We start from the raw sequence: 25,469 nt of genomic DNA, 5'->3' as shown, positions 1-25,469 counted from the left end.
CCGCACGGCCGCGCCGCTCAGACGGTCCCGTCGACCTCGAGCGACAGCACGTCGTCGAGCGTCTCCCGGCGGAGCATCGTCCGCAGCTCCCCGTCCCGGACGACCACGACCGGCGGCCGGGTCATCATGTTGTACCGGGACGACATGGAGTAGCAGTACGCCCCCGTCGCCGGGACGGCGAGAAGGTCCCCCGGGGCGATGTCGTCCGGCATGAGGGCGTCGTTGATGATGATGTCCCCGGACTCGCAGTGGCTGCCGACGACCCGCGTCGGCACCATCCGCCCCTCCGCCACCCGGTTGACGAGCCGGCAGTCGTACTCCGCCCGGTAGAGCGCCGGCCGGATGTTGTCGCTCATCCCCCCGTCGACCGAGAGGTAGCGGCGCACGGCGTCGTCCGAGGTGTGCACGTCCTTGACCGTGCCGACGCGGTACAGCGTCACCGTCGTCGGCCCCACGACCGCCCGACCCGGCTCGACGGACACCGACGGCACCGGGACCCCGATCTCCGTCGCGTGCCGTTCGACCTGGGCGAGCAGGTCCCCCGCCACCGCCTCGACATCCAACGGCGACTGGTCCGGGGTGTAGGCGATGCCGTACCCGCCGCCGAGGTCGAGGATGTCGAAGGCCCCGGCGTCACCCCCCGCACCGGACCCGTCGGCACCGAACGACCCGAGCAGCCGCGACCACAGCCCCAGCAGGCGCTCGGCGGCCAGCGCGAAACCGTCGGCGTCGAACACCTGCGACCCGACGTGGCAGTGCAGCCCCCGCAACCGGAGACTGCCGGTCCCCGCCACCGCGAGGGCGGCCCGCTCCGCCGACCCGGAGGCCAGGGAGAACCCGAACTTCTGGTCCTCGTGCGACGTCGCGATGAACTCGTGGGTGTCGACGTGCACCCCCGGCTTCACCCGCACCAGCACGTCCTGGACGCGGCCCGCGGCGGCGGCGACCTCCGCCAGCCGCCCGATCTCCTGCGAGGAGTCGAGGACGATGAGACCCGCCCCGGCCTCCACCGCCATCCGCAGGAACCGCTCCGACTTGTTGTTGCCGTGGACGGTGATCCGCCCGGCGGGGAACGCCGCCGACAGCGCGACCGCGAGCTCCCCCTCACTCGCCACATCGAGGGCCAGGCCCTCCTCCTCCACCCACCGGCACACCGTGCGGGACAGGAACGCCTTCGACGCGTAGTGGACGTGGTGCCCCCCGCGGAACGCCGCGGCCAGCCGCCGGCACCGCGCGCGGAAGTCCTCCTCGTCCATGACGAACACCGGGGTCCCCACCCGCTCGGCGATGTCGGTGAACAGCACGCCCCCCAGGGCGGCGCGGCCGGCGGAGTCGACCGTCGTCGTCAGCGGGAAGACGTGCTCCGGCAGGGCCGTGAACTCGTCGAGCGTCGACACCCTCCGACGCAACGGCGTCACCGGCAGGCTGACCTGGGGGTCCATGTCACATCCTCTCGGGCGCCGAGACGCCGAGCAGGCGCAGCGCCGTCGCGACCGTCCGGCGCGTCGCCTCCGCCAGCGCCAGCCGGGCGAGGTGCACCGGCTGCGGCTCCTCCCCGGAGTCCGCCTTCGGCAGGATCTGGCACGTGTCGTAGAAGCGGTGGAAGGTTCCCGCGAGCTGCTCGGCGTACCGGGCGATCCGGTGCGGTTCCCGCAGCTCACCGGCCGAGGACACGACCGAGGGGAACTCGCCGAGGGTCCGCAGCAGCTCGCCCTCCCGCTCGTGGGTGAGCAGGGACAGGTCGAGCCCCTCGCCCGACGTCGGGATCGCGACGCCGCGCTCCCCCGCCTTGCGCACCAGCGCGCTGAGCCGCGCGTGGCTGTACTGGACGTAGAACACCGGGTTGTCGTTCGACCGGCTCGTCCACACGCCCATGTCGATGTCCAGCGACGAGTCCACCGACGACCGGATGAGCGCGTACCGGGAGGCGTCGACCCCGATGGCCTCGACGAGGTCGTCGAGGGTCACGACGGTGCCCGCCCGCTTCGACATCCGCACCGTCTTCCCGTCGCGGACGAGGTTGACCATCTGCCCGATGAGCACCTCGACCTGCTCCGGGTCGTGGCCGAGCGCGGCGGCCGCGGCGCGCAGCCGCGCGATGTAGCCGTGGTGGTCCGCGCCGAGCATGTAGATGCACAGCGTGTGGCCCCGCTCGAACTTGTCCTCGATGTAGGCGATGTCGCCGGCGATGTACGCGGCGTTGCCGTCGGACTTGATGACGACGCGGTCCTTGTCGTCCCCGAAGTCCGTGCTGCGCAGCCACCACGCGCCGTCGGCCTCGTAGAGGTTGCCGCTGTCCTTGAGCCGGGCGATGGCCCGGTCGACGGCCCCCGCCTCGAACAGCGAGTTCTCGTGGAAGTAGACGTCGAACTCCGTGCCGAACTCCGCGAGGGTGCGCTTGATGTGCGCGAACATGAGGTCCACGCCCCGGGACCGGAACAACTCCAGCGCGTCCGCCTCCGGAAGGTCGGTCCAGCCGGGGTTCTCCTCCGTCACGGTCGCGGCGATGTCGTGGATGTACCGGCCGTCGTAGCCGTCCTCCGGGACCGCCTCGCCCCGGGCGGCCGCGTGCAGCGAGCGGGCGAAACGGTCGATCTGCGTGCCGTGGTCGTTGAAGTAGTACTCCCGGGTGACGTCGGCCCCCCGGAAGGCGAGGATCCGGCCCAGCGAGTCACCGACCGCGGCCCAGCGGGTGCCGCCGAGGTGGATCGGGCCCGTCGGGTTCGCCGAGACGAACTCGAGGTTGATCCGCTCACCCGCGAGCACGTCCGACGACCCGTAGCGGTCACCGGCGGCGAGGATCGTGGCGACGAGCTCCCCCTGCGCCGCGGCGGCGAGGCGGATGTTCACGAACCCGGGGCCGGCGACGGTCGCCTCGTCGACGTCGTCACGCTCCGCGAGGGCGGCGGCGATCCACGTCCCGAGCTCGCGCGGGTTCGTGCCCGCCTTCTTCGCGACCTGCATGGCGATGTTCGTGGCGTAGTCGCCGTGCTCGGGGTTGCGGGGGCGTTCCACCGTCACGCGCTCGGGGACGACGGACTGGTCCAGTCCGTGGTCCGCGAGGACGGCACGGGCGGTGGTCGTGATGACGGTCGACAATTCTGCTGGAGTCACAGTGCATGAGAGTAACAAACGGCCCGTTTCCCCCCGTCCTGCCGGGGCATTTCCGGTCTGGCGGGGGCGTGGTGCTATAGTCACAACCCGTACCGCCGACAGGCAGTACACGCCCTCGTAGCTCAGGGGATAGAGCACTGGTTTCCGGTACCAGCGGTCGGACGTTCGAATCGTCTCGAGGGCACGACAGCGGTTTCCCCGGGGTACGCCACACAGCGTACCCCGGTTCTGCGTTCCGGGGTGGGTGTGGGGGCGGTCCCGGCGCGGGCACCCCCGGACGGGCCGGGGCGGGCGCGGGTGGTGGGGCGCGGTGTTGCCGGCGCGGACGGCTGAACGCGGCTGGCGGGGCCGGGCGCGGGCGCGGGTCAGGCGTCCTGTGCCCCGGGGGCGTCCCTGTCCGCCGGGGCCGCGAGCAGCTCGTCCATCGCGACGAGCGTCGCCCCGCCGCCGATCCGGTCGAACCGCCCCGGGTCACAGGTCAGCACGATGACCTGGTGATCGTCACCGAGCATCCCGAGCACGGCGTTCATGAGTTTCAGCCGCTCCGGGTCGGTGTTGCCCAACGCGTCGTCGATGATGATCGGCACCGAGCCGCCGGAGCCGACGAGCGTCGCGACCGCCAGGCGCGACAGCAGCGCCACCTGTTCCTGCGCGCCCCCGGACAATTGCCCGGTCTCCAGCACCTCCCCGCCGGCCACCCGCCGGACGACGGCCAGGTCGGCGGAGAACTCGAAGTGCACGCCCCTGCCGAAGACGACCGACGCGAGCTGGTCGAACGCCCGGGTGAACGGGGCCGCGTGGCGTTCCCGCGCCTCGCGTCGCGCGGCGTGGGTCTCCCGGTGGAGCAGCTCCGCCGCCGCGGCGCGCGCCCTCACCGCCTCCGCGCTCCGGGCCGCCCGCGCGTGGTCCGCCTCGGCGGCGCGGAAACGTTCCGCGGCGCCCCCGCTGCGCCCGAGTGCACCGGTGGCGTGGCTGAGCTGCTCCCGGAGCCGCACGTCCTCCTGGCGGACGTGGGTGACCCGGTCGGCGGCCCCCGCGGCGAGGCGGGCGAGCACGTCGACGTCCCGGTCGCCGAGGTCCCGACGGTGCTCGTCGAGGACCGCGGTCCTGTCCTCGACGGCGCGGCGGGCCGCGTCGACGGCCTCGTCGAGAGCGGCGTCGGACCGGGACTCCCGGGCCTGGCGGAGCTCCTCCTCCATCCGCGCGATGCGACCGGACTGGCGTTCGCACTCGGCGCGGCGGGTCTCCCAGCGCACCGCGACGGCACCCCGGGCGACGCGGTCCCGCTCGTCGTGCAACGTCTCAGCGAGGGACTCCAGGGCGGCGTCGACCGTCCCCAGCGTCTCCAGGTCGTCGGGGCCGCCGGCGTCCGGCACCGCGGCGTCGGTGCCGGCCCGGTCGGCCTGGGCGTCCCCGGAGGCGCTGTCCTGGTCGGCGCGGGGCTCTCCGGCGGTGCCGGCCTGGTCGGCCTGGGCGTCCCCGGAGGCGCTGTCCTGGTCGGCTGTGGCCTGGTCCGCGCGGGTGTCCCCGGCGGGTGCGTCGTCCCCGGCGGGTGTCAGGCCCCAGTCGGTGACGAGCCGCCGCGCGCAGCCCGCGGGATCCGGGACGTCCACCCCGGCGTCGGGCGCCTCCCCACCGGCCGCGTCCACCGGGTCCCCTGCCACGGCCCCGGACTCCGGCGCCCCGGCAGGCCCACCGTCGCCCGCCGGGGAGTCCCCGACGTCCTCCGCGAGGGCCAGGGCGGACGTCCGCCACCTCCGGTACGCCTCCTCCGCCCGACGCGTGAGGGCGTCGACCTCCTCCCGGAGCTCGCCGAGCGACCGACCTCCCGTCACCCGGCTGAAGGCGATCCTCGCCTCGGTCACGGCCTCCCCGGCGGTGACCCGGCGGCGGGCGAGCTGCTCCGCCTCCGCCACGTCCCCGACACCCCACGCGGCGAGGAGCCGGTCACGGGCCTGCCGGGCGTCGTCGACCTCCGCCTGGGCGTCGCGGACGTCGCGGGCCGGGGTGACGACCACCTCGTACTCCCCCAGCCCGATCGTCGTCTCCCGCACCGCCCTCAGGTCGACCCCGCCGTCGAGGGGCCGGGTCTCCCCGTCGACGACGGCCTCCGCGCCGGCCGGACCGGTGACGGTGACGGCCGTCGCCGCGGCGTCCCGGAGTTTCCCGGCGAGGACGAGGTCCTGGTCCGCCTGCCGGATCGCGGCCAGCCCCTCGGCGGTCGCCGGGTTCTCCGCGACGACCTGCTCCGCCGCCCGGGTGCGGTCCTCGGCGGCGGTGCTCTCCGCGAGCTGCCGCCGCCGCTCGTCGAGGGTGGCGGCCGCCGACCGCGCCTCCACCGCTGCCTCCACCGCCCCGGTCGCGGTCCGGACGAGCCGGCGTCGACGACGCACGAGCTCGCGGGTCGCGTCGATGGTCCCGAGCCGACGGCGTTCCTCCTGCGCCGCGGTCGCCAGCCCGGTGACCTCGGCCTCCGCGGCGGCGAGGGCCTCCCGCTCCCGGTCGAGTGCCGCGACGTCCGCCGCCCGGCGGTCCCGCTGCGTCTCGGCGAGGGTCACGTCGGCCCGGGCCCGGCCGAGCGCGTCGCGCGCCCGGTCGACGAGATCCCGGGCGCGGCGGGCCTCCTCATGGTCACGCCGTGCCTGGTCGGCCTCCGCCTCCGCGTCCGGGATGCGCCGGTGGACGGCGCTCCGGGCCTCGGTGAGCCGGTCGACCTCGGCGATGAGCGCCTGCGCGTCCTCGTACTCGCGGCGGCACCGGTCGAGGCGCTCCGTCGCCGCGTCGAGTGCCTCGACCGCCGCGCGGAGCTCCCCGGTCGGCTTCCCTGTCTTCGCGGTGTAGTAGCGCCCGTACTCGGCGTCGATGGCCGCGATGAGCCGGTCCGCGGCACCGCCCGGCTCCGCGCCGGTGCCGTCGTCGCCTTCCGCGCCGTCACCTTCGCCGCCCCGTCACCGGCACTGTCACCGGCACCGGCACCGGCGAGGGCCCTGTCCAGCGCCCCGATGCCCGCGACGGCCAGGACACCGGGCGTGTCCCCCTGTTCGACGGTCAGCGCCGCCAGCAGGTCGGCGTCGAGCTCGGACCGCAGGATCTCGCTGAACCGGCCGACGGCCTCGGCACCCGTCACCCGCTCGGGCCGTGGCGTGTGCACCGTGAGGATGCAGGTCCCCGCCCCCTTGTTGAACGACTTCGTGATCTCGAGCCTGTGGGGCCCGACCGTGAGCGACGCCGCGACGGTCGTCGGCTCGTCGGCGAAGGTGCTCTTCAGCACCCGGACCTTCGCGGCGCTCGAGGTGCTCTTGTAGTCGCTGAGCAGGAGCTGGAAGGCCTTGAGCAGCGTGGACTTGCCCCGCTCGTTGGGGCCGTGGACGACGGTCACGCCGTGGTCCGGGACCGTCAGCTCCGCGTGGCGGACGCCGGCGACGTGGTCGAGGCTCAGTGAATGGATGCGCAGCACGGCCTATCCTCTCCGTCCGGTGTGACCGGTCTGTCCCGTGGACGTGGACAACCGGTGGAGCAGCTTGAGGGCGTCCCGCGCCGTCGCCGCGTCCGCCCCGCCGGCGACGGCCGGCGTGCCCGGGGTGCCCGACGCCGCACCCGGGGAGTCCTGCGTGCCCGACGCCCCCGGCGCGCCCGGGGTTCCCGGCGTGCCGGCCATCTCGATGAGACGCCGGGCCGCGGCCCCGACCGGCCCGGGCCATGCGGCGTCGGCGAGTTCCTCGTCGGACGGGGTGATGTGCAGGTCCATGAGCCGCTCGCGCGGGTAGAGGGCCGCGAAGCCGGGGGCGAGGCGGTCGGTCTCCCGGTCGAGCAGCGTGCTCGTCGTCAGGTCGACGCTGCCGGTCAGCGCGTACTTCACGACGGTCGTCCGTTTCGACGGCAGCTCCTCCAGCCGCGCGATCCAGTCCCGGACGTCCTCCGGTCCGTTGATCTCCGCGGAGAGCGCGAGGAAGCTCCAGGTCCCGACGTCGACCGGGGAGACCGTCACCGTCGCCGGCCGCTCCCGGGCCTCCGGGCTGTCGTCCGCGACGCTGACCTCGACGACGAGGGCCTGACCGGAGCCGGACTCCCCGCCACCGTCCTCCTCGCGGAAGTCCGTCGGTTCGGGGCTTCCCGAGTACCAGACCGTCCCGTCGGGGTGGAGGTCGGTCGTGGAGTGGGTGTCGCCGAGGGCGACGGCGTCGATCCACCGGTCCCGGCACGCCGCGGCGGCACGCCCGACGTCGATGGTCCCCGGGTCGGGCACACTCCCCCGCGACTGGGTCGCCCCGTGCCCGACGACGACCCGGATCCCCCGCGCCCGGCCGGCACCGCGGGCCTCGAGCCCGCGCAGCGCGGCGGCGACGGGGTCCTCGGTCATCTGCTTGGCGGTGAGCGGCGCGCCGATGATCTCCACCCCGTCGCGGACCGTGCGTGGGGCGTTGTCGGTGAGGACGGTCACGGTGGGTTCGAGGTCGCGCCACACCTCGTCCCGGTAGATGCTCGCGGCGTCGTAGGGGTCGTGGTTCCCCGGCAGCAGGTAGACGGGCACCGGGGCGGTGCGCAGGACGTCGACGGTGCGTTGCCAGGTCAGGCTGTCCACCAGGTTGTCGTCGAAGACGTCCCCGGCGACGACGACGGCCTCGCACCGCTCCGACTCGGCGATGCGGAACATCGTCTCGACGGCGTCGAGCCGGGCGGCGGCGTAGCGCGCGGCGGCCTCGCCGCCGAGGAACCAGCGGGTCATGCCGAGCTGCCAGTCCGAGGTGTGGAGGTAGCGGAAGGTCTGTGTCATCGGTGTGCCCTGTCGTGGGTGGTGTCGTGAGTGGTGCTGTCGTCGGTGCTGTGGTCGATGCTGTCGGCGATGCTGTCGTGGTCGGGGGTGTCTGTCATGGCGCGTCGGTGGGGTCGTCGTCCGGGCGGGCGGTCAGGGGTTCGGCCCACGGGTCCGGTGTCCCGTCGGCCCCGGCCTCCATCATGACCTCGTAGCACCGCCCCAGTTCATGGGTGGACCGGAGGGCGTCCACGTTGTTCCAGCTCACGCCCCGCATCGCCTCCGAGAGCGCGCCGGTGTCACCGTGGTCGACCCCGGGCTCGGGCCCCCAGTGCTCCCAGTTCGGGAGGACCGAGAGGTCACCCCAGAACTCCCCGGACGAGTACACCGGTTCCGGCCCCGCCGGCCCGCCGGTGGTGCCGTCCCCGGTGCCGTCCGGCCCGGTGGTACCGGCCACCCCGGCCGTCCCACCGTCACCGTGGCCCCACCCGACGGCGGTCCCGGAGCGTCCGGCCGTCGCGTCGTCACCGCCCGGGGCCGTGGTGCCGTGCACCGCCGCGCGGGCCCGCATCGCCGCCAGGACCGCCGGCGTGTCGAACCCCCGCCACGTGAGCACGGCCGTCGGGTCCGTCGTGAGGTGGTCGGCCAGCGCGTACGCCACGGCCACCCGGTGCTTGCACATCGGGCCGTGGTCCGGGCACGTGCACCACGAGTCGACGAGCTGGTCCGGTCGGAGCAGCAGCGCCGCGACCTCGGGGCCGGGTTCCCGTCCGGCGAGGAGCAGCCGGAGGTGTGACGGGTCGCCGGAGAACTCCGCCTCGAGGAACGCCCGGTGCCGGTCGGCCAGCGGCTGCCACCGCATGTCCACCGAGAAGGGTTCGCGCTGCGAGCCGGTGACCTCCGCCGCGACGCAGTTGAGGTCCATCCCGAGGGACACCACGTTGCCGTCCCGGTAGTAGTTCCGGCCCCGGGTCATGCGGCCGGCGTCCGCCCGGGCGGCGACGGCGGCGATGACCTGGTCCCCGGCCCAGCTGCCGTCCCCGCTGCGGAGGATCTGCCCCCGGTCGGCACCGTCGCGCGGGGGCGGTCCGTCGCCGTCCCCGGTCCCGGTGGTCCGGGCCGGTGCCCGCCGCCGTCGCGAGAAGTCGCCGACGACGACGTTGTCCCCCCACTGCGGTTGCGGGGTCCCGGAGCGTCGCCGCCCTGCGGCCCGCCCGCGGCCGGTGTCGTCACCGTGCCCCGTGGGTCCGTCGCCGGCCATCACACCGCCTCCTCTCGCGTCGTCGGGTGTCTGTCTGGTGTCCGTCCATCATCGTCGATGTGCCGCGGCCCCGGTCACGGGGCACCCTCATCGCCCGGTGGGGCGGCGTCGGCGCCCCCACCCCCGTCGTCACCGGGCACGACCCTCAACGCGGGGCCGCCACCGTCGCCGCTGCCGTCATCCCCGCCCCCGGCGGCGTCGTCCCCGTCACCGGACTCCAGGAGGTCGACCCACGACGTCTTCGCCGCGTTCCGTTCGCGGATGACGGACAGCACGATGTCCGTCGCGTCGGCGAGTTCCCGTTCCCAGTGGCTGTCGGTGGTGCCCCCGACGGGCGTCCGGCCGGTCCGTCGCGGCCGCCCGGCCCGCGGGTCGGCGTACTCCCCGGTGTCGACGGTCGCCCTGTTCAACCGCCACAGTTCGGCGATGTCGTCGTCCAGCGTCGACAGCCACCCCTCCCCCGCACCGACGACGGTGCCGGCGAGGTCCCGCTTCGAGGAGATGATGTCATTGATGCGCTCGTCGAGCGTGCCCTTCGTCACGAGCTTGTGGACGGTGACGTCCTGGTCCTGCCCGATCCGGTACGCCCGGTCGGTCGCCTGGTCCTCGACCGCCGGGTTCCACCAGCGGTCGACGTGGACGACCACCGACGCCCGGGTGAGGGTGATCCCGGTGCCCCCGGCGCGCACCGACAGGATGAGGATGGACGGCCCGTCGTCGGACTGGAAGGCCTCGACCGTCCGCGCCCGGTCACGCCGCGACATCCCACCGTGGATCATCGGGACCGTCGAGCCGAACCGGCGTTCCAGCTCCGGCACGAGCATCCGGCCGAACGACGGGAACTGGGTGAAGACCAGGCATTTCCTGCCGTCCTGCAGTGCCTCGCCGAGGATCTCGAACAGCCGCGCGACCTTGAGCGACCGGTGTTCCCCGTTCGCGAGCAGCCCGGAGCCGTCGCCGGTGAAGTGCGCCGGGTGGTTGCAGATCTGCTTGATCCGCATGAGCGCCGCGAGGATGAGGCCCTTGCGGCCGGCGTCGCGTTGCCGCAGCATCTGCTCGCACGCCCGGGTGTACGCCTCGTACAGCGCGGCCTGTTCGCGGGTCAGCGGGATCGTCTCGATGAACTCCCGCTTCTCCGGCAGGTTCAGCCCCACCGCGGGATCGGTCTTCAGCCGGCGCAGGATGAAGGGGTCGACGAGACGTCTCAGCTGGTCGAGCGCGTTCTCGTCCCCGTACCGTTCCACGGGGATCGCCAACCTGTCCTGGAACGCACCCGGGCTGCCGAGCACCCCGGGGTTGCAGAAGTCCATGATCGAGTGGAGGTCGGCGAGCCGGTTCTCCACCGGTGTGCCCGTCAGCGCGATCCGGTGGTCGGCGGGCACCGACCGCGCCGCCCGGCTCTGCCGCGTGTCCGGGTTCTTGATGTTCTGCGCCTCGTCCGCCACGACGCGCCCCCAGTGCACCGAGCCGTACCGCTCCGGGTTCCGCGCGACGGTCCCGTAGGAGGTGAGGACGACGTCGTGCTCCGCCACCACACCGGCGAACCTCCCGTCGTCCACCTTCCTCGATCCGTGGTCGACGAGGACCCGCAGCGACGGCACGTGCCGGCGGACCTCCCGCTCCCACGCGTCGAGCACACCGGTCGGGGCGATGACGAGGGTCGGCCCGGTGCACTCCCCGGCCTCGCGTTCCCACGCGAGCAGCGCGAGGACCTGCAGCGTCTTCCCGAGCCCCATGTCGTCGGCGAGAATCGCGCCGACACCGTGGCGGGACATCCAGGCGAGCCAGCTCACCCCCCGCTCCTGATGGTCCCGCAACGGGGTGACGACGGTCGCCGGCACCTCGACCCGGTCGGGCGGTTCCATCCCCCGCCCGGCACCGGTCCCCTCGGCGTCCTCCGCCCCGGTCGTCCCGGTGCCCGACGCCCCGGTACCGAGGATCCGCCCGATCCACCCCGGCGCCTCGACCGTCACACCGCCGAACGGGTCGGCGGCCGCCGCGTCCCGCGCGGCGGCGAGGTTCGCCTCGATGACGTCCCGCACCGTGACCGTCCCCGGTCCGCCCGCCCCGGCGGGTCCGGCGGCGGTGTCCGTCCCGCCCCCGCCGCCGTCCCCGTCGCGGCCCGTGCCGGCGGTCGCCCCGGCGGCGTCGGCGAGTGCCCGGAAGTACCGCCTGGCCGGCGCGAGCGTCGCGGCGTCGAGCCGGACGTACCTGCCGTTGATCTGCACCATCGTCGCCGCCGAGCTCAGCAGCTCCCGCTTCTGCACCTCGGTCAGCTGCACGTCACCGACCGAGACGTCCCAGTCGAAGGAGAGCACCTGTTCGGTCCCGAGACGTCCCGCCCCCGGCCCCTGCCCGACCGGGGTGGCCGTCGCCCTGATCTGCGGGGAGACGACCCGCCACCCGCGGGGGACGAGCACCTCCACCCCGACGCCGCGCAACGCCGGCACCCCGGTCGACAGGAGGTCCTCCACGTCATCCGCCCCGAGGCTGAGGTGCACCCGCCGGTCCTTCACCGGGTCCCCGGTGAGCGACTCCGGCGCGGGGAACCACACCCCGGACCGGAGCCAGGCGTCGACCGCGTCCGACCGCTCCGCGAGACGGGGCCAGGCCGACACCGCGCGGCGCAGGGCGTCGGCGACCCGGGCCCGCTCCCCCTCGGTCGCCTCCGCGGCGACCACCGGCTCATGCGGACCGTCGTTGACCGACAGGCCGAGTTCAGCCCGCCACCGCGGGCCCTCCGCGCCGCGCCCCGCCGCCGGCTCGGCGTCGCCCCCGGTGCCCCCGTCCGCCACGGCGTTCACGTCGACGAGGAACGGCCTGTCCGGCGCGTCCGGCTCCCCCGTGCCGGTGCCGTCGCCGGGCTCGTCGAGGACGAGCACGAGCGAGGAGGCGTCGTCGAGCCTCCGGCGGCGCCACTGGTTGAGCGCGCGCGTCACCGCCGCCGGCACGGTCCGCGTCTCGTCCCCGGTCGCCAGCGCCCGGACGAACGGGTTGCCGACCTCACCGTCCTCCAGCCCCGCGCGGAGCAGGCCGACGCACATCCAGTGGGCGAGGTCGTCCGCGCAGCGGCGGATGACGTCCGCCCCTCCGTTCCGGGTGAGGACCACCGGGGCGTGGGCGACGAACTCCCCGAGCGGCCGCTGGTGCCGACCACCGGGGGAGATCGTCCACAGCGGGTACGAGCGGCCGTCGACCCGCTGGACCCGCACCATGACCCGGCCGGCGGCGACGGTCTCCCGGACGAGGTCGTAGAGGACGGTGAGCCACACCGTCTCCGGGCTGAGCCCGCCGTTGCCCCGCCGGCGGCGAATCGCGGACAACGTCGACAGCACACCGAGCGCCTGTTCGGGGGTGTGCCCCTGCGTCGGGACCGGCAACGTCCGGAGCCTCCCCTTCGGGGTGGCGACCGTCACCGACCGGCCGCCCCGGAGCGGCCGCCGCCCCAGGATCCGGAGGATGTCCGGGTCGAGGTCGCTGTCCTCCAGGTCAGCGACATCGGTGACCACCGCGTGCCCCTCGACCTTCTCCACCCACAGGTGGAGGCCCCGGTCGGGAAACCAGAGCGTGTGCAGGAGGTGGCGCGTCATGCCACCGGTCTACCATGCACCCCGGACGAAACCTCACCCACCCTGAACACATGTTCGATATCCGGCGGTGCACCCGCCACACCCCACCCGGGGAACCTCCGCCCGCCCCGCGGAGACCAACAGGTCATGCACATCATCCGCCACGTCGTCCCCGTCCTCGCCGCCGTGACGTCCGTCGCGCTCGTCGTCACCTCCCCGACCGGCCCCGGCGGACCGACCGGCCCCGGCGACCCGGCGCACCCCCGCGCCCCCTGGTCCGCGGTCCCGCCCCGGGCCGACGACCGCCGGGTCGTCGCCGCGGCGTTGTCCACCCTCCGCATCCTGCCCCGCCGCACGCGGGTGCTCGGTTACGACCGGGAACTGTTCGGGGTGTGGGGGCCGTCGCCGGCGACGGGGGTCGGCTGCACGACGCGGAACGCGGTCGTGCTCCGGGTCTTCCCCCGGTCACCGACGTCCCGCCGCTCCGGGTGCCCCCGCGCCACCGGGACGACGACCGACGCCTACACCCACGCGGAGGTCACCCCCGACGAGGTGGACATCGACCACGTCTTCCCGTTGTCGGCGGCGTGGGACCTCGGCGCGGACGCGTGGGACGGCCCCACCCGCCGGCGCTTCGGCAACGACACGGCGCGGAATCTCGTCGTGACGGCGAGCGCGGTGAACCGGGCGAAGAGCGACGGCACCCTCGGTGAATGGCTCCCGCCCGCGGCCGACGCCCGGTGCCCGTACGCCGCCCGGTACCTCACGGTCGCCGGGGAGTACGGTCTCGCGGTGACGACGGCCGACGCCGACGCCGCACGTCGCGCCTGCTCCCCCTGACGGCCGCGCCGTCGTCCCCCTCTCCCCCCCCGGGGTCGGCGGCTCAGCGCGTGCGGTCGCGGAACCCGCCGCGGTCGCCGTCACGGCCACCACGGTCGTCCCGGCCGCGGAAGCCACCGCGGCCACCACGGTCACCGCCACGGTCACCACGGTCGTCACGCCCGCGGAAACCACCCCGGCCACCACGGTCACCACCACGGTCACCACGGTCGTCACGCCCGCGGAAACCACCGCGGCCACCACGGTCACCACCACGGTCGTCCCGGCCGCCCCGACCGCGGGAATCGCGGTCGTCACGGTCACGGTGACGGGCGGGACGGCCCTTCGGCGCGCCCGGGTCCGGCTCGATGTTGATGAGCTGCCCGGAGATCCGGGTGCTGTCGAGCTTCTCGAAGATCTCCTTCGGCAGGTCGGTCGGCAGCTCCACCAGCGAGTGCTCGGTGAAGATGTTGATCCGGCCGAAGTCGCGCGAGTTCAGCCCGCCCTCGTTGGCCAGGGCACCGACGATCGCGCCCGGGCGGACCCGGTGCCGCTTGCCCACCGCGATGCGGTAGACGGCGAGCTCCTTGCCCTGCCGGTCCGTGACCGTCGGGGGCGTCCGGTTGAAACGTTCGGCGAAGGGCCGGAACGCCCCACCGCCGCCGCGGCGGTCGTCGTCCCTCCCCCGGCGCTCGGGCCGGGGCTCCGGCGGACGGTCCTTGACGAGGAACTCCGCCCCACCCTGCGCCTGGGCGGCGAGGGCCGCGGCGATGTCCGCCATGTCGGTCCCGTGCTCGGCGGCGTAGGCCGTGACGAGCTCGCGGAAGATCCCGACCTGCGGGTCGGAGAGGGACTCCGTGAGGGACTGCGCGAACTTCCGCTTGCGGACGTCGTTCACCGCGTCGACGTCCGGCAGGTCGATCTCGTTGAGGGTCGACTTCGTCGCCCGCTCGATCGCCTTGAGGAGACGACGCTCACGCGGCGTGACGAAGAGGATCGCCCGGCCCGAGCGCCCGGCACGGCCCGTCCGGCCGATGCGGTGGACGTACGACTCGGTGTCGTGCGGGATGTCGTAGTTGAAGACGTGCGTGATGCGGTCGACGTCCAGGCCACGGGCGGCGACGTCGGTCGCGACGAGGATGTCGAGGCGACCGTCCTTGAGCTGGTCGACGGTGCGCTCGCGCTGGGCCTGCGCGATGTCGCCGTTGATCGCGGCGGCGTTGAACCCGCGGTCGCAGAGCCGCTCGGCGAGCTCCTCGGTCTCGTTCTTCGTCCGCACGAACATGATCATCGCCTCGAAGTCCGTGACCTCGAGGATGCGCGTGAGCGCGTCGAGCTTGTTGCGGTGCGAGACCATGAGGAAGTCCTGCGTGATGTTCTCGGCCGTCCGCTGGTTGGACTTCACCGTGATCTCACGCGGGTTGTTCAGGTACTGCTTCGACAGGCGGCGGATGCCGGAGGGCATCGTCGCGGAGAAGAGCGCGACCTGCTTGCCGTCGGGGGTGTCCCCGAGGATCCGCTCGACGTCCTCCTGGAAGCCCATGTTGAGCATCTCGTCGGCCTCGTCGAGAACCATGAAGCGCAGGTCGGACAGGTCGAGGCTGCCCTTGGCCAGGTGGTCGATGACACGACCGGGGGTGCCGACGACGACGTGTGCGCCACGACGCAGCCCACTGAGCTGCACGCCGTACGCCTGACCGCCGTACACCGGGAGGATGTTCACGCCTCCGAGGGAGTTGGCGAAGGACTGGAAGGACTCGGCGACCTGGAGGGCGAGCTCACGGGTCGGCGCGAGGACGAGCGCCTGGGTGGAGCGCTGCGTGGGGTCGATGCCCGCGAGGACGGGCAGGGCGAAGGCGGCGGTCTTGCCGGTGCCGGTCTGGGCGAGGCCGACGACGTCGTGACCCTCCATGAGCAGCGGGATCGTCTCGGCCTGGATCGGCGAGGGCTCCGTGTACCCCACGGAGGTCACGGCGCGCAGCACGCGCTCGGGCAGGCCGAGGTCGGCGAAGGTCGTGCCCGGCTCCGGCGCGGCGGCCGGCTCCGCGGCGGCGGCGCTGTCGGCGCCGTCGGTGCTGCCGGTGTCGTTCCCGGCGTCTGCGCTCCCGGCGCTGTCGGTGTCGGCACTGCCGGCACTCTCGGTGGCGGCGTCGGTGGTCTCCGCGCCCGTGGTGTCGTCGGCGGCGGTGTCGGTGGTCTCGGGGGCGTCGTCTGTCTCAGCGGTGTCAGCGGTGTCGGTGCCGGCGTCGGCGGTGTCCTCCACCGCACTGTCACCGTCCAGGACGTCCGCGACCTCCAGCGGCTGCGCCTCCGCCCCGGGGCCGGTCTGGCCGGCCTGTCCCTGCTGCGTGTCCGGGGTCTCCGGCGTGCCACTGGTGTCCGGCGTGTTCACGTCGCCGGTGACGTTGTCAATATCACTCATTATGGCCCAACGGTACTGGCTGCCCGCGTCAAAAGCGATTCGACGCCCGGCCCACCGGCCCGGCGCCCGCCCGCGGACGGGCGGCGTCGAGCCCCCCGACCCCCCTCCGACCGTGCCACCCGCACCCCGCCCCGGACCCCTCCCCGCACCCCGCCTCCGGCACACCGTGAGGGACGGACCGGCTTACCGTGAGAGAATGTGGCACATGCCTGACACCGCCCGCCCGGCCGCCGCCGGAACCCTGCGCCGGAGCCTTCGTCACCGCCACATCCACTTCATCGCCCTCGGGTCCGCGATCGGCACGGGCCTGTTCTACGGGTCGTCCGGGGCGATCGCCGCCGCCGGCCCGGGCGTCATCCTCGTCTACCTCCTCGGGGGCGCGGTCGTGTACTTCATGCTCCGGGCCCTCGGCGAGATGGCGGTGGACCACCCGGTCCCCGGCTCCTTCGCCGAGTACTGCCGCCGGCACCTCGGCGACTGGGCGGGCTACATCACCGGGTGGATGTACGCCTTCGAGATGGTCATCGTCTGCCTCGCCGACCTCACGGCCATCGCGCTGTACATGAAGTTCTGGTTCCCCGACACGGCGAGCTGGGTCTGGGTCGCCGTCGCGCTCACCGTCGTCGGCGCCGCGAACCTCGCGAGCGCCCGGTGGTTCGGCGAGCTGGAGTTCTGGTTCACCGTCGTCAAGGTGACCGCCGTCATCGCCATGATCGTCGGCGGGGCGGCGATCCTCGTGTTCAACGTCGAGACCGGCACGCGGGTCGGCGTCGACAACCTCTGGAACGACGGCGGCCTGTTCCCGCACGGGGTCCCCGGGGTGTTCGCCGCCCTCATCCTCGTGCTCTTCGCCTTCGGCGGCACCGAGATCATCGGCGTCACCGCAGGGGAGGCCGACGACCCGGAGCGGGTCATCCCGCGGGCGATCAACACCGTCCCCGCCCGGATCCTCCTGTTCTACGTCCTCGCGATCACGGTCATCGTCTCCGTCATCCCGTGGCGGGAGATCACCGGGGAACAGTCGCCGTTCGTGCAGATCTTCAGCGGGCTCGGCGTCGGCTGGGCCGCCGCGCTGCTCAACGTCGTCGTCATCAGCGCCGCGCTGTCGGCGATCAACTCGGACCTCTTCGGCGCCGGGCGCGTGATCTTCGGGATGGCCACGGAGCGTCTCGCGCCCCGGGCGTTCGCCCGGGTGAACAGCGCCGGGGTGCCCGGGACGACGGTCGGCGCGATCCTCGTCGTGCTCGTCGTCGGGGTCTCGCTGCAGCTCCTCGTGCCCTCGGCGGAGCGGCTGTTCGCGTCCATCGCGGCGCTCGCGACGTTCGCCACGGTCTTCGTGTGGCTCATGATCCTGCTGGCGCACATCGCCTCCCGGCGGCGCGGCCGGGCGGGGGCGGCCGGTGAGGCGGGCCGCCGGACCGCCCCGACCTTCCCCGTGCCGTTCTGGCCGTACGGCCAGTACGCCGCCGTCGCCGTCATCCTCGTCACCTTCGGCACGATGGTGTGGCTGCCGGAGTTCCGGTCGGCGCTCGTCGCCGGGGTCGTGTTCACCCTCGGCATGTCCGTGCTCTACGTGGCCCGGGTCGTCCCGCGCCTGCGCGCCGCGGCGCCCGTCGACCCCGCGGCCCCCACCGGGGACCCCACCGGGACCGACCCCCGCGGGTGACCCGGACGGGTCAGGCGCCGAGCAGCCCGGTCACGATCCGCGCGGCACGCTGACCGCTCCGCAACGCCCCGTCGATCGAGGGTGACGCGGTGTGGTCCCCGGCGAGGACCACCCGACGCCCGTGGGTGACGTCCGCGTCACCGCAGTGGAACCTGCGGCCCGGCGGCACGACCGGCACCGCCCGCGGGCAGTCGTGCCGCGTGACGAGCTCCCAGGACGCCGCCGTCCCCCCGAGCAGCGACGCCGCCTGGTCGCGCACGGTGCGGTCGTCGGGGCACGCCACCCCCTCGCGGTGGACGACGGACGCCTGCACGAGCGACCGACCGGGGGCGTACGACGGCACCACGGCGGTGACCTCCGCCACGGACGTGAGCTGCGTCCGGTCGGAGCCGTCGACGGTGATGACCGGCAGCCGTCCCCCGTCCGTCGTCCGGCCGGTGGTCGACGCGCCGTCCCCGGCCGCACCGTCGGCGAGGAACCACCAGGTGGTCATGCCCCGCGCCGGCTGGACCGGCAGCCCGAGCAGCCGGGCGGTGTGGGCCTGTTCCGTCGCGACGACGGCGTAGCGGCAGCGGAGGGTGCGGTCCGCCGTGCCGTCGGCGTCGGCGACGCGGAGCGTGACGCCGTCGTCGTCCTGCTCGAGCCCGGCCACCGGCGAGTGGAGGTCGATCCCCACCCCGGGGATGCGGCCGAGGGCGACGGCGAGCTCGGACATCCCGTTGTCCGGCAGGCCGAGCGCCCCGCGGAGCACCGCGACGATCTCCCACCGGGCGAGCCGCTCGGAGGTCTCGAACGCCGGGTCCATGAGGAGGGCCTCGAGGACGGGGTTGATGACGTACCGGCGGGTGTCCCCCGTGATCCGCCGCGCGTCGAGGGAGTCACCGACCGCGCGGTCCCGGTCCACCGTGCGGTCCGTGACCGGGCGCACCTCCAGCGAGGAGCGGTGCCGGACCTCCCGGCCGAGCCACCGCTGCAGGTGGAAGGCGTCCCGGGCGGAGAGCGCGGCCCTGATCCGGGAGCGCAGGAGCGTCGGGACGAGCTGCGGTGCGCGGACCGGGTCGCCGAACATCGCGAGGCCGTCGGGGGTCACGCACTGCACGGCCGGCAGGAAGGACCGGATCCCGAGGGAGGAGTACTCGCCGGGCTTGAGGACCTCCTTGACCGCCGGGTACCACGAGTTCACCGTCTGGAAGCCCCGGTCGACGGTGACGTCCCCGACGCGTTCGGAGCCGATGCGCCCCCCGACCCGACCCGAGGCCTCGAGCACCGTGCACCCCACCCCCGCGGCACGGAGTGTCCGGGCGGCGGCGAGCCCGGCGGCCCCCGCCCCGATCACCGCCACGTCGGTCACGGGATGTGCGGTCTGCTGCTCTGTCACTGCGGGGGCCACGCTCTCCTGTCGTCATTCACCGCGCGCCGGTGTCACGGCCGCGGTCTTCCCCGCCATGCTATCCGACGCCACGCCCCGCCTCCCCGCGCGGGGACCGCCGTCGGCGACCGTCCGTCCGGACCGAACACGTGTTCGATTTTCGGGGCGGGGTCGGCGGACGGTGTCCGGGCCGTGTCGTAGCGTGCGCGGCATGACACGACACCATCCCCCGCAGACCACACGGCAGACCACCCGGCACACCACCCGTCGCACCACCCCGACGCGCCCGGCCGGGCCCTCCCACCCGCCGGGCGGCCCGACCGGCGACCCGGCCTCCCGAACCCGTGAGCGGTGCGCGGCGGTGCTCCGCCACCCCCGGAGCCGGGCCCGTCTCACCCCGGACTGGCGCCCGCCGGCCGTCCGGCTGTCCCACGAGGGCCTCCCCGTCACCGTCACCGTGGCCCGCCGTCAGGTCTCGTCCGCGATGTGGGAGTCACTGACGGGCAGTACCGCCCCGGCCGACGAGGCCCTGTTCGTCGTCACCCTCACCGGCGAGGTCACCGTGCCCGCGGCGGGGACCGGTCGGGCCCGCCGACCGACCGGGCGCAGCTCCGCCGTGCGGACCGCCGGCCCGTTCATCACGTCCCTGTTCCGCCGGCTCACCAGCGGGTCCCCGCGGACGGAACTGCTGACCGACCACCGCCGGGGCGCCCGGGGCACCGTGCACCGGTGGACATACACCGCGCTCGTCCGCGAGCGCGACCTCGGTGGCCCCGCCGCCCCGGTGGGCGCGCCGGCGGAGGTGCCGTCAGGGCCTGCGTGCGGCGGCACGGCCGGACGGCCGCGTCATGCCGCGTGACGGCGGCGGGACCCCCGGGTCAGCGGCCCGCGGTGGAACCCCGCGTGGCAGCGGCGTCGTCGTCCCCGTCGTCGTCGCGGTCGTCCCCGTCGAGGTCGTCGTCCCCGTCGTCCTCGTCATCGTCGTCGTCCGCGGGGACGACCTCGATGACGACGTCGGCGAGCTCGTCGTCGTCCTCGTCCTCATCGTCGTCCCAGTCCTCGTCCCACATCTCCTCCCAGCCGTCGTCGAGCGGGACGAGCTGCTCCTCCCAGTCGCGGGCCTGGCTCTGCGCGACCGCCAGGACGTCGAAGAGGGTGTCGAAGTCGGTGAAGGTTCCGAGCTCGAGGACCTCCTGCGTCGCCTGGGCGACCTCCTGGACGAGGGCGTTGAACGCCTGCTGACGGTCCGGGTCCAGCGGCTCCCCCTCGTCGTCCGCCTCCTCACCCCAGACCTCGGCGATGACCTGGTCGAGCAGGTCCTCGAAGTCGTCACCGAACGTGACGAACTCGACCGACGCGGCCGGGACGTTGTCCTCGGTCGTCAGCGTCACGACGAGCTCGGAGGTGTCCCCGATCTCCGCCCGGACGCGCAACGGCTCCGCGTGGTCCTGCGTGAACTCGAGGTCACTGATGCGGTCGTCCGTCCCCTCGAGGATGTCCCGCAGCACGGTCACGATCTGGTCGGTGACGACGTGCTTCGCGACCTGCTCCACCGCGTCCTCGACGGAGAACACCGCGCCGACGAGTGCGGCCTCGAACTCCTCATCGTCCTCGGTGACGTCAGCGACGGCCACGTACACGTTCGCCGCCGGGATCGGTGCGTCGATCGCCACGAACTGCATCTCGAGTTCCGACGTGATCGGAACGAACAGCGTCGAGTCGTTGACCCGTGCCTCGATACCGTCCCTGTCCAGTGCCTCAGCGATGTCCTCATAGAAACCCATGACAAGTCCCTTCTCGGGGCGATCCCCCACGGTTCTGACGGTCACCGCCGTCGTCCGGACGGTGTGGCGCCCATCCTAGCCGGTCACCCCCTGTCACGGCTCCCACCCACCCCGGGCTCCGACGTCACCGCCCCCGGTGAACCGGGGTACCGTCGTTACACTGTGTGCGGACACGAGCCCCGGACCCGACACCGGGACCACCGGGACACCCACCCCCGGGCCCGACCGGTCCACCGCCGCGCACCCACGCCGGGCCCGGCACCCGCGACCCCGCGGAGGCGACGGCCCCGCGTCGCGTGAACCGCCCGATCATCCGAGCCCCGACACGAGGAGCACCCCGTGAAACTGCCGAACCCGTTCTCCCGCCGCCGCTCGAACGACCCCGCCCCGACCTCCGCCGACGGCGGCACCGGAGAGGACGCCGGGACCACCGAGCTCTCGGACGCCTCCCGCACCGCCCTCGACGAGCTCCGGGGCCTCGACGCCCCGGAGGGCGTGCTCGCCCGCCGCTTCTTCGCGGCCGTCGACAAGGCCGCCTCCCTCCAGGGGCCGGCGATCAGCAAGTACGTCACGCACATCCTCGACCACCACGGCGACAAGCCGCTCGCCGAGCAGCAGCGCATCGTCGACCGGCACTTCCTCGCCCTCGCGACCGGCTCCGGCGCGGGCACGGGCGGCCTGGCCTTCATCCCCGGCGTCGGGACCCTGCTCAGCATCGGGGCCGCCGGCGGCGAGGCCCTCGCCGTCGTCGAGATCTTCGCGCTCTACACCCTGGCCAGCGCCCGGCTCCACGGCCTCGACGTCGAGGACACCGAGGTCCGCCGTGCCCTCATCCTCTTCACCATCGCCGGCTCCTCCGGCTCGGACGTCGTCGCCGCGATGGCGGGCCAGCAGGGGCTCAGCGGGCTCCGGGCACTCACCGGCCGCCAGATGCTGTCGATGAACTCCCGGCTCGGAACCCTCGCGTTCCGGCAGCTCCGCCGCCGGCTCACCGGCGCGGCGTTCCAGAAGCTGCTCCCCCTCGGGGTCGGGGCGTTCCTCGGTGCCCGCGCGAACCGCAGGATCGCGACCGCCATGATCGACCAGGTTCACCGCGTGTTCGGTGACCAGCAGCCCGAGTGACCGTCGCCCGGGCCACCCGGGCCCCGCGCCCGGAGGACACGCCGCCGCCCACCACCCCCACCACGTCGCTCCTCCGCGTCTGCCTGCGGCACCGGGTGGTCCTCGCCGTCGCCTTCGGCGCGGCGGTCACCGTCCCGCTGTTCCAGGTCATGCTCCCGTTCTTCGCGGGGCGGGCCGTCGACGGCAGCACCGCCGCGGTCGGGTCCCTCGTCGTCGCGGCCCTCATCCGGTTCGTCCTGCAGTTCCTCCGCCGGTACTCCGCCGGTCGCCTGTCCGTCTCCGTCCAGCACGACCTGCGCGTCGCCGTGCTCGACGCCCTCCACCACCTCGACGGCGACGCCCGCTCCCGGCTGAGCACCGGGCAGGTCGTCTCCCGGTCGATCTCCGACCTCACGCTCATCCAGAGCATGCTCGCGATGTACCCCATGTTCGTCGGCGGGCTCGTCGAGGTCGTCGCCGTCGCCGCCGTCATGCTGTGGATGTCCCTGCCGGTCGCGCTCGTCGTGCTCACGCAGATCCCCGTCCTCGTGTGGATCGCCGTCGGCAGCCGCCGCACCCTCTTCGCCGCGACGTGGACCGGCCAGCAGCAGGCCGCGGACATCGCGACCCAGGTCGAGGAGACGGTCACCGGCGTGCGCATCGTCAAGGGCTTCGCCCAGGAGGACCGCGAGGTCGGGACGATGGACCGGATGTCGTCCCGCCTGTTCTCCCTGCGGATGCGCGAGGCGAAACTCACCGCCCGGTTCCAGCCGGCGCTCGCGAACATCCCCAACGTCGCCATGGTCGCGACGATCGTCGTCGGCGGGTGGATGGCCGTCACGGGTGCGGTGACCGTCGGCGAATTCCTCGCGACGAGCACGTACGTCACCCTCATCGCCCGGACGACGCGCATGACGTCGTCCATGCTCATCACGATCCAGCTCGCCCGGGCCGGCGTCGACCGGGTCATGGAGCTGCTGCACATGCCGCGCCGCCGTCGCGGCACCGTCCACGTCCCGGGCCCCCTCGGGATCCGCGGCCGCGTGACCCGTGGCCCCGTCGACGTCACCGTCGACATCCGGCCCGGGTCGACCGTCGCGGTGACCGGGCCCGCGGGCTCCGGGAAGACCGTCCTGTCGCGCGCCCTCGCGGGGCTGGAGGACGACGGCGTCGACCTCGTCGTCACCTCCCCGACCGCACCTCCGGTCCCGCTCACGGACCTCGCCGACGAGGACCGGCCCACGCTCGTCTTCGACGAGCCCTTACTCTACTCCCTCACCGTCGGGGAGAACATCCGGCTCGGCGTCGAGGCGACGGACGAGGAGGTCGTCGCCGCAGCGCGGGCGGCGGAGGCCCACGAGTTCATCCTCGGCATCGGCGGGTACGACGCCGTCGTCGGCGAGCGCGGCCTCACGCTCTCCGGCGGCCAGCGGCAACGCATCGCCCTCGCCCGGGCGATCCTGCGCCGGCCGCGGCTGCTCATCCTCGACGACGCCACCTCCGCGATCGACGCCTCCACCGAGGCCCGCATCCTGCACAACCTCCGGGAGCTGCACGAGCAATCCACCCCGGACGTCCCGCTGACGCTCGTCGTCACCGGCCACCGGTCGTCGACGCTGCGCCTCGCGGAGACGACGGTGGAACTCCCCGCTCCCCCGGTCCGCGACCTCTGGCCGGACCCCGCCGACGACGACGCGGACGCCGCGACGGACCTCGCCGGCCCGGGCGGAGACGGCCTCGGCGCCGGGCTCGGCGGTGGCCGGGGTGGCGTCGCCGACGCCGCGGCCGCGTCCATGCCCGACCTCCGCGAACGGGTCGACCGCCTGCCCCCGGCGACGGAACAGCCGTCGGTCCCGCCGTACACGGCACCGTTCTCGCTGCGCAGCCTCTTCGGCATGGTCCGGGGACTGCTCGTCGCCGTCATCGTCACCCTCCTGCTGTCCGTCGCCGCCGACGTCACCCTGCCGACCGTCATCCGCCACGCCCTCGACGACGGGGTCGCGCACTCCGCGATGGACGTCGTCACCGGCGCCGCCGTCGTCGCGCTCGTCATCGTCGTCGTGAGCTGGGTGGCGCTCGCCGTCAACCAGGTGCTCACCGCGCGGGCCGGTGAGCGCGTGCTCTACGCCCTGCGGGTCCGCAGCTACGCGCACATCAACACCCTCGGCATGGACTTCTTCGAGCGCACCGCGTCCGGCCGGATCATGACCCGCATGACGACCGACATCGACTCGCTGTCCCAGTTCCTCCAGACCGGGGTGTCGCAGACGGTCGTCGCCGTCGCCACGCTCGTGGGGATGCTCGTCATGCTGGCGACGACGGACCTCGAGCTCACCGGCATCGCCGCGGTGTTCCTCCCGGTGATCGGCCTCGCCGTGTGGTGGTTCCGGGGGCTCGTCGCCCGCCTCTACTCCGAGGCCCGCTCGACGGTCAGCGGCGTCAACGCCACCTTCCAGGAGGCCGTCACCGGTCTGCGGACGAGCCACGCCTACCACTTCGAGGACGACATCCTCCGGCGGTTCGCCGGGGAGTCGGCGCGGTACCGCGACCTGCGCACCCGGGCGCAGACGGCGGTGAGCGTCTTCTTCCCCGGTATCAACGCCCTGTCGGAGATCGCCCAGGCCGCGGTCCTCGCCGTCGGCACGACGATGGTCGCCGACGGCCGGATCTCCCAGGGCGTGCTCGTCGCGTTCTCCCTCTACCTCACCCAGTTCTTCAGCCCGATCCAGCAGCTCTCCCAGGTCTTCGACCAGTTCCAGCAGGCGAAGGTCAGCCTCGACCGGATCGGGGACCTGTTGCGGGAGCAGCCGACGCTCCGCGACGGCGACCGCGAGGTCAGCGGCACCCCGGCGATGGACGTCACCTTCGGGTACGCGACGCCGGACGACGAGCCCGTCCGCACGGTCCTCGACGTCGACCTCACCTTCCGCGGGACGACCGCCCTCGTCGGCGCGACAGGGGCGGGGAAGTCCACCGTGGTCAAGCTCCTCTCCCGCTACTACGACCCGACGACCGGGGCCGTGACGGTCGGGGGGACGGACCTCCGGGAGGCGGACCTGCGTGCGTGGAGGCGGCAGGTCGGCGTCGTCCCCCAGGAGACGCACCTGTTCTCCGGCACCGTCGCGTCCAACATCGCCTACGGCGTCCCGGACGCGACGGACGCGGAGATCGAGGACGCCGTGCGACGCATCGGCGGCACGGGGATCCTCGCGTCCATCCCGCGCGGATTCAACGAGCCGGTCCGCGAACGGGGCGAGGGACTGTCGGCCGGGCAACGCCAGATCATCGCGCTGGCCCGGGCGGAACTCACCGACCCGCGGGTCATGCTGCTCGACGAGGCGACGGCGACCCTCGCCGAGGACGTCGAGGAACAGGTCGTCGACGCGATCTCGGCGACGACCCGGGGGCGCACCGCCGTCATCGTCGCCCACCGGTTGACGACGGCCGCGCGGGCGGACCGCGTCGTCGTCATGGCCGACGGCCGGGTCGTCGAGGACGGCACGCACGACGGGCTCCTCGCGGCGGACGGTGTGTACGCCCGGCTGTGGCGCGACGCGGGGCAGCCCGACCCCTGACCGACGCGGGGCAGCCCGACCCCTGACCGACGCGGG

At 73.9% G+C, this 25,469-nt stretch carries 15 protein-coding genes and 1 tRNA gene; 6 read left to right on the top strand and 10 right to left on the bottom strand.

Annotation, left to right across the window (positions count from 1 at the left end):
• Nucleotides 1-17: 17 nt before the first annotated feature.
• Both lysA and argS read right to left on the bottom strand, forming a co-directional pair.
• Nucleotides 18-1,442 carry a diaminopimelate decarboxylase gene (gene lysA / locus CBOVI_RS03880; protein ID WP_010267037.1) on the bottom strand — a complete coding sequence of 475 codons (1,425 nt, stop codon included), beginning with the start codon at nt 1,440-1,442 and terminating at the stop codon, nt 18-20.
• Nucleotide 1,443: 1 nt separating this feature from the next.
• Nucleotides 1,444-3,114 carry an arginine--tRNA ligase gene (gene argS, locus CBOVI_RS03875; RefSeq protein WP_029157781.1) on the bottom strand — a complete coding sequence of 557 codons (1,671 nt, stop codon included), beginning with the start codon at nt 3,112-3,114 and terminating at the stop codon, nt 1,444-1,446.
• Between the two features lie 111 nt (nt 3,115-3,225).
• Between argS and CBOVI_RS03870 the strand changes: the two genes are divergently transcribed.
• Nucleotides 3,226-3,298, top strand: a tRNA-Arg gene (locus CBOVI_RS03870).
• Between the two features lie 181 nt (nt 3,299-3,479).
• Here the strand turns inward: CBOVI_RS03870 and CBOVI_RS03865 are convergent.
• From CBOVI_RS03865 to CBOVI_RS03845, 5 genes are all read right to left on the bottom strand, one after another.
• Nucleotides 3,480-5,672: an ATP-binding protein gene (locus tag CBOVI_RS03865; RefSeq protein WP_183273715.1), complete on the bottom strand. Its 2,193-nt coding sequence runs from the start codon at nt 5,670-5,672 to the stop codon at nt 3,480-3,482.
• Nucleotides 5,669-6,571 (bottom strand): AAA family ATPase, encoded by a 903-nt coding sequence (locus CBOVI_RS03860; protein WP_010270709.1) that lies wholly within the window; start codon nt 6,569-6,571, stop codon nt 5,669-5,671. Before CBOVI_RS03860 ends, CBOVI_RS03865 begins: the two co-directional genes overlap by 4 nt.
• A 3-nt stretch (nt 6,572-6,574) precedes the next feature.
• A complete protein-coding gene (locus tag CBOVI_RS03855) occupies nt 6,575-7,888 on the bottom strand; it encodes a metallophosphoesterase family protein (RefSeq protein ID WP_125185773.1) in 1,314 nt (437 codons plus the stop codon).
• Between the two features lie 94 nt (nt 7,889-7,982).
• On the bottom strand, nt 7,983-9,128 hold the full coding sequence (locus tag CBOVI_RS03850) for an SWIM zinc finger family protein (protein WP_010265001.1): 1,146 nt from the start codon (nt 9,126-9,128) through the stop codon (nt 7,983-7,985).
• Nucleotides 9,129-9,202: 74 nt separating this feature from the next.
• Entirely contained in the window at nt 9,203-12,718 is a 3,516-nt protein-coding gene (locus CBOVI_RS03845) for a DEAD/DEAH box helicase (RefSeq protein ID WP_183273716.1), read from the bottom strand.
• A 126-nt stretch (nt 12,719-12,844) separates the two neighbouring features.
• Between CBOVI_RS03845 and CBOVI_RS03840 the strand changes: the two genes are divergently transcribed.
• Entirely contained in the window at nt 12,845-13,537 is a 693-nt protein-coding gene (locus CBOVI_RS03840) for an HNH endonuclease family protein (protein WP_010264928.1), read from the top strand.
• 43 nt (nt 13,538-13,580) lie between these two features.
• On the opposite strand, the gene CBOVI_RS03835 is transcribed toward CBOVI_RS03840, so the two are convergent.
• The gene (locus tag CBOVI_RS03835) at nt 13,581-15,938 is read right to left on the bottom strand and encodes a DEAD/DEAH box helicase (RefSeq protein WP_010264925.1); all 2,358 of its coding nucleotides are present in this window, start codon (nt 15,936-15,938) and stop codon (nt 13,581-13,583) included.
• Between the two features lie 205 nt (nt 15,939-16,143).
• Between CBOVI_RS03835 and CBOVI_RS03830 the strand changes: the two genes are divergently transcribed.
• Complete coding sequence (locus tag CBOVI_RS03830; RefSeq protein WP_010264922.1) at nt 16,144-17,604, top strand: amino acid permease; 1,461 nt, start codon at nt 16,144-16,146, stop codon at nt 17,602-17,604.
• 10 nt (nt 17,605-17,614) lie between these two features.
• Here the strand turns inward: CBOVI_RS03830 and CBOVI_RS03825 are convergent, their stop codons facing one another.
• Nucleotides 17,615-18,982 carry an FAD-dependent oxidoreductase gene (locus CBOVI_RS03825; protein WP_029157693.1) on the bottom strand — a complete coding sequence of 456 codons (1,368 nt, stop codon included), beginning with the start codon at nt 18,980-18,982 and terminating at the stop codon, nt 17,615-17,617.
• 202 nt (nt 18,983-19,184) lie between these two features.
• On the opposite strand from CBOVI_RS03825, the gene CBOVI_RS03820 reads away from it, so the two are divergent.
• Nucleotides 19,185-19,832 (top strand): hypothetical protein, encoded by a 648-nt coding sequence (locus CBOVI_RS03820; RefSeq protein ID WP_125186126.1) that lies wholly within the window; start codon nt 19,185-19,187, stop codon nt 19,830-19,832.
• Between the two features lie 19 nt (nt 19,833-19,851).
• On the opposite strand, the gene CBOVI_RS03815 is transcribed toward CBOVI_RS03820, so the two are convergent.
• The gene (locus CBOVI_RS03815) at nt 19,852-20,757 is read right to left on the bottom strand and encodes a hypothetical protein (protein ID WP_010264912.1); all 906 of its coding nucleotides are present in this window, start codon (nt 20,755-20,757) and stop codon (nt 19,852-19,854) included.
• A 339-nt stretch (nt 20,758-21,096) separates the two neighbouring features.
• On the opposite strand from CBOVI_RS03815, the gene CBOVI_RS03810 reads away from it, so the two are divergent.
• Both CBOVI_RS03810 and CBOVI_RS03805 read left to right on the top strand, forming a co-directional pair.
• Nucleotides 21,097-21,879 (top strand): hypothetical protein, encoded by a 783-nt coding sequence (locus CBOVI_RS03810; protein WP_010264908.1) that lies wholly within the window; start codon nt 21,097-21,099, stop codon nt 21,877-21,879.
• The gene (locus tag CBOVI_RS03805) at nt 21,876-25,433 is read left to right on the top strand and encodes an ABC transporter ATP-binding protein (RefSeq protein ID WP_010264903.1); all 3,558 of its coding nucleotides are present in this window, start codon (nt 21,876-21,878) and stop codon (nt 25,431-25,433) included. The genes CBOVI_RS03810 and CBOVI_RS03805 overlap by 4 nt, the downstream gene beginning before the upstream one ends.
• Nucleotides 25,434-25,469: the final 36 nt, after the last annotated feature.

The organism is Corynebacterium bovis DSM 20582 = CIP 54.80 (assembly GCF_030408615.1).
Lineage (GTDB): Bacteria > Actinomycetota > Actinomycetes > Mycobacteriales > Mycobacteriaceae > Corynebacterium > Corynebacterium bovis.
The sequence above is the reverse complement of the archived record's forward strand: the minus strand, read 5'-3'. Positions and strand labels throughout refer to the sequence as shown.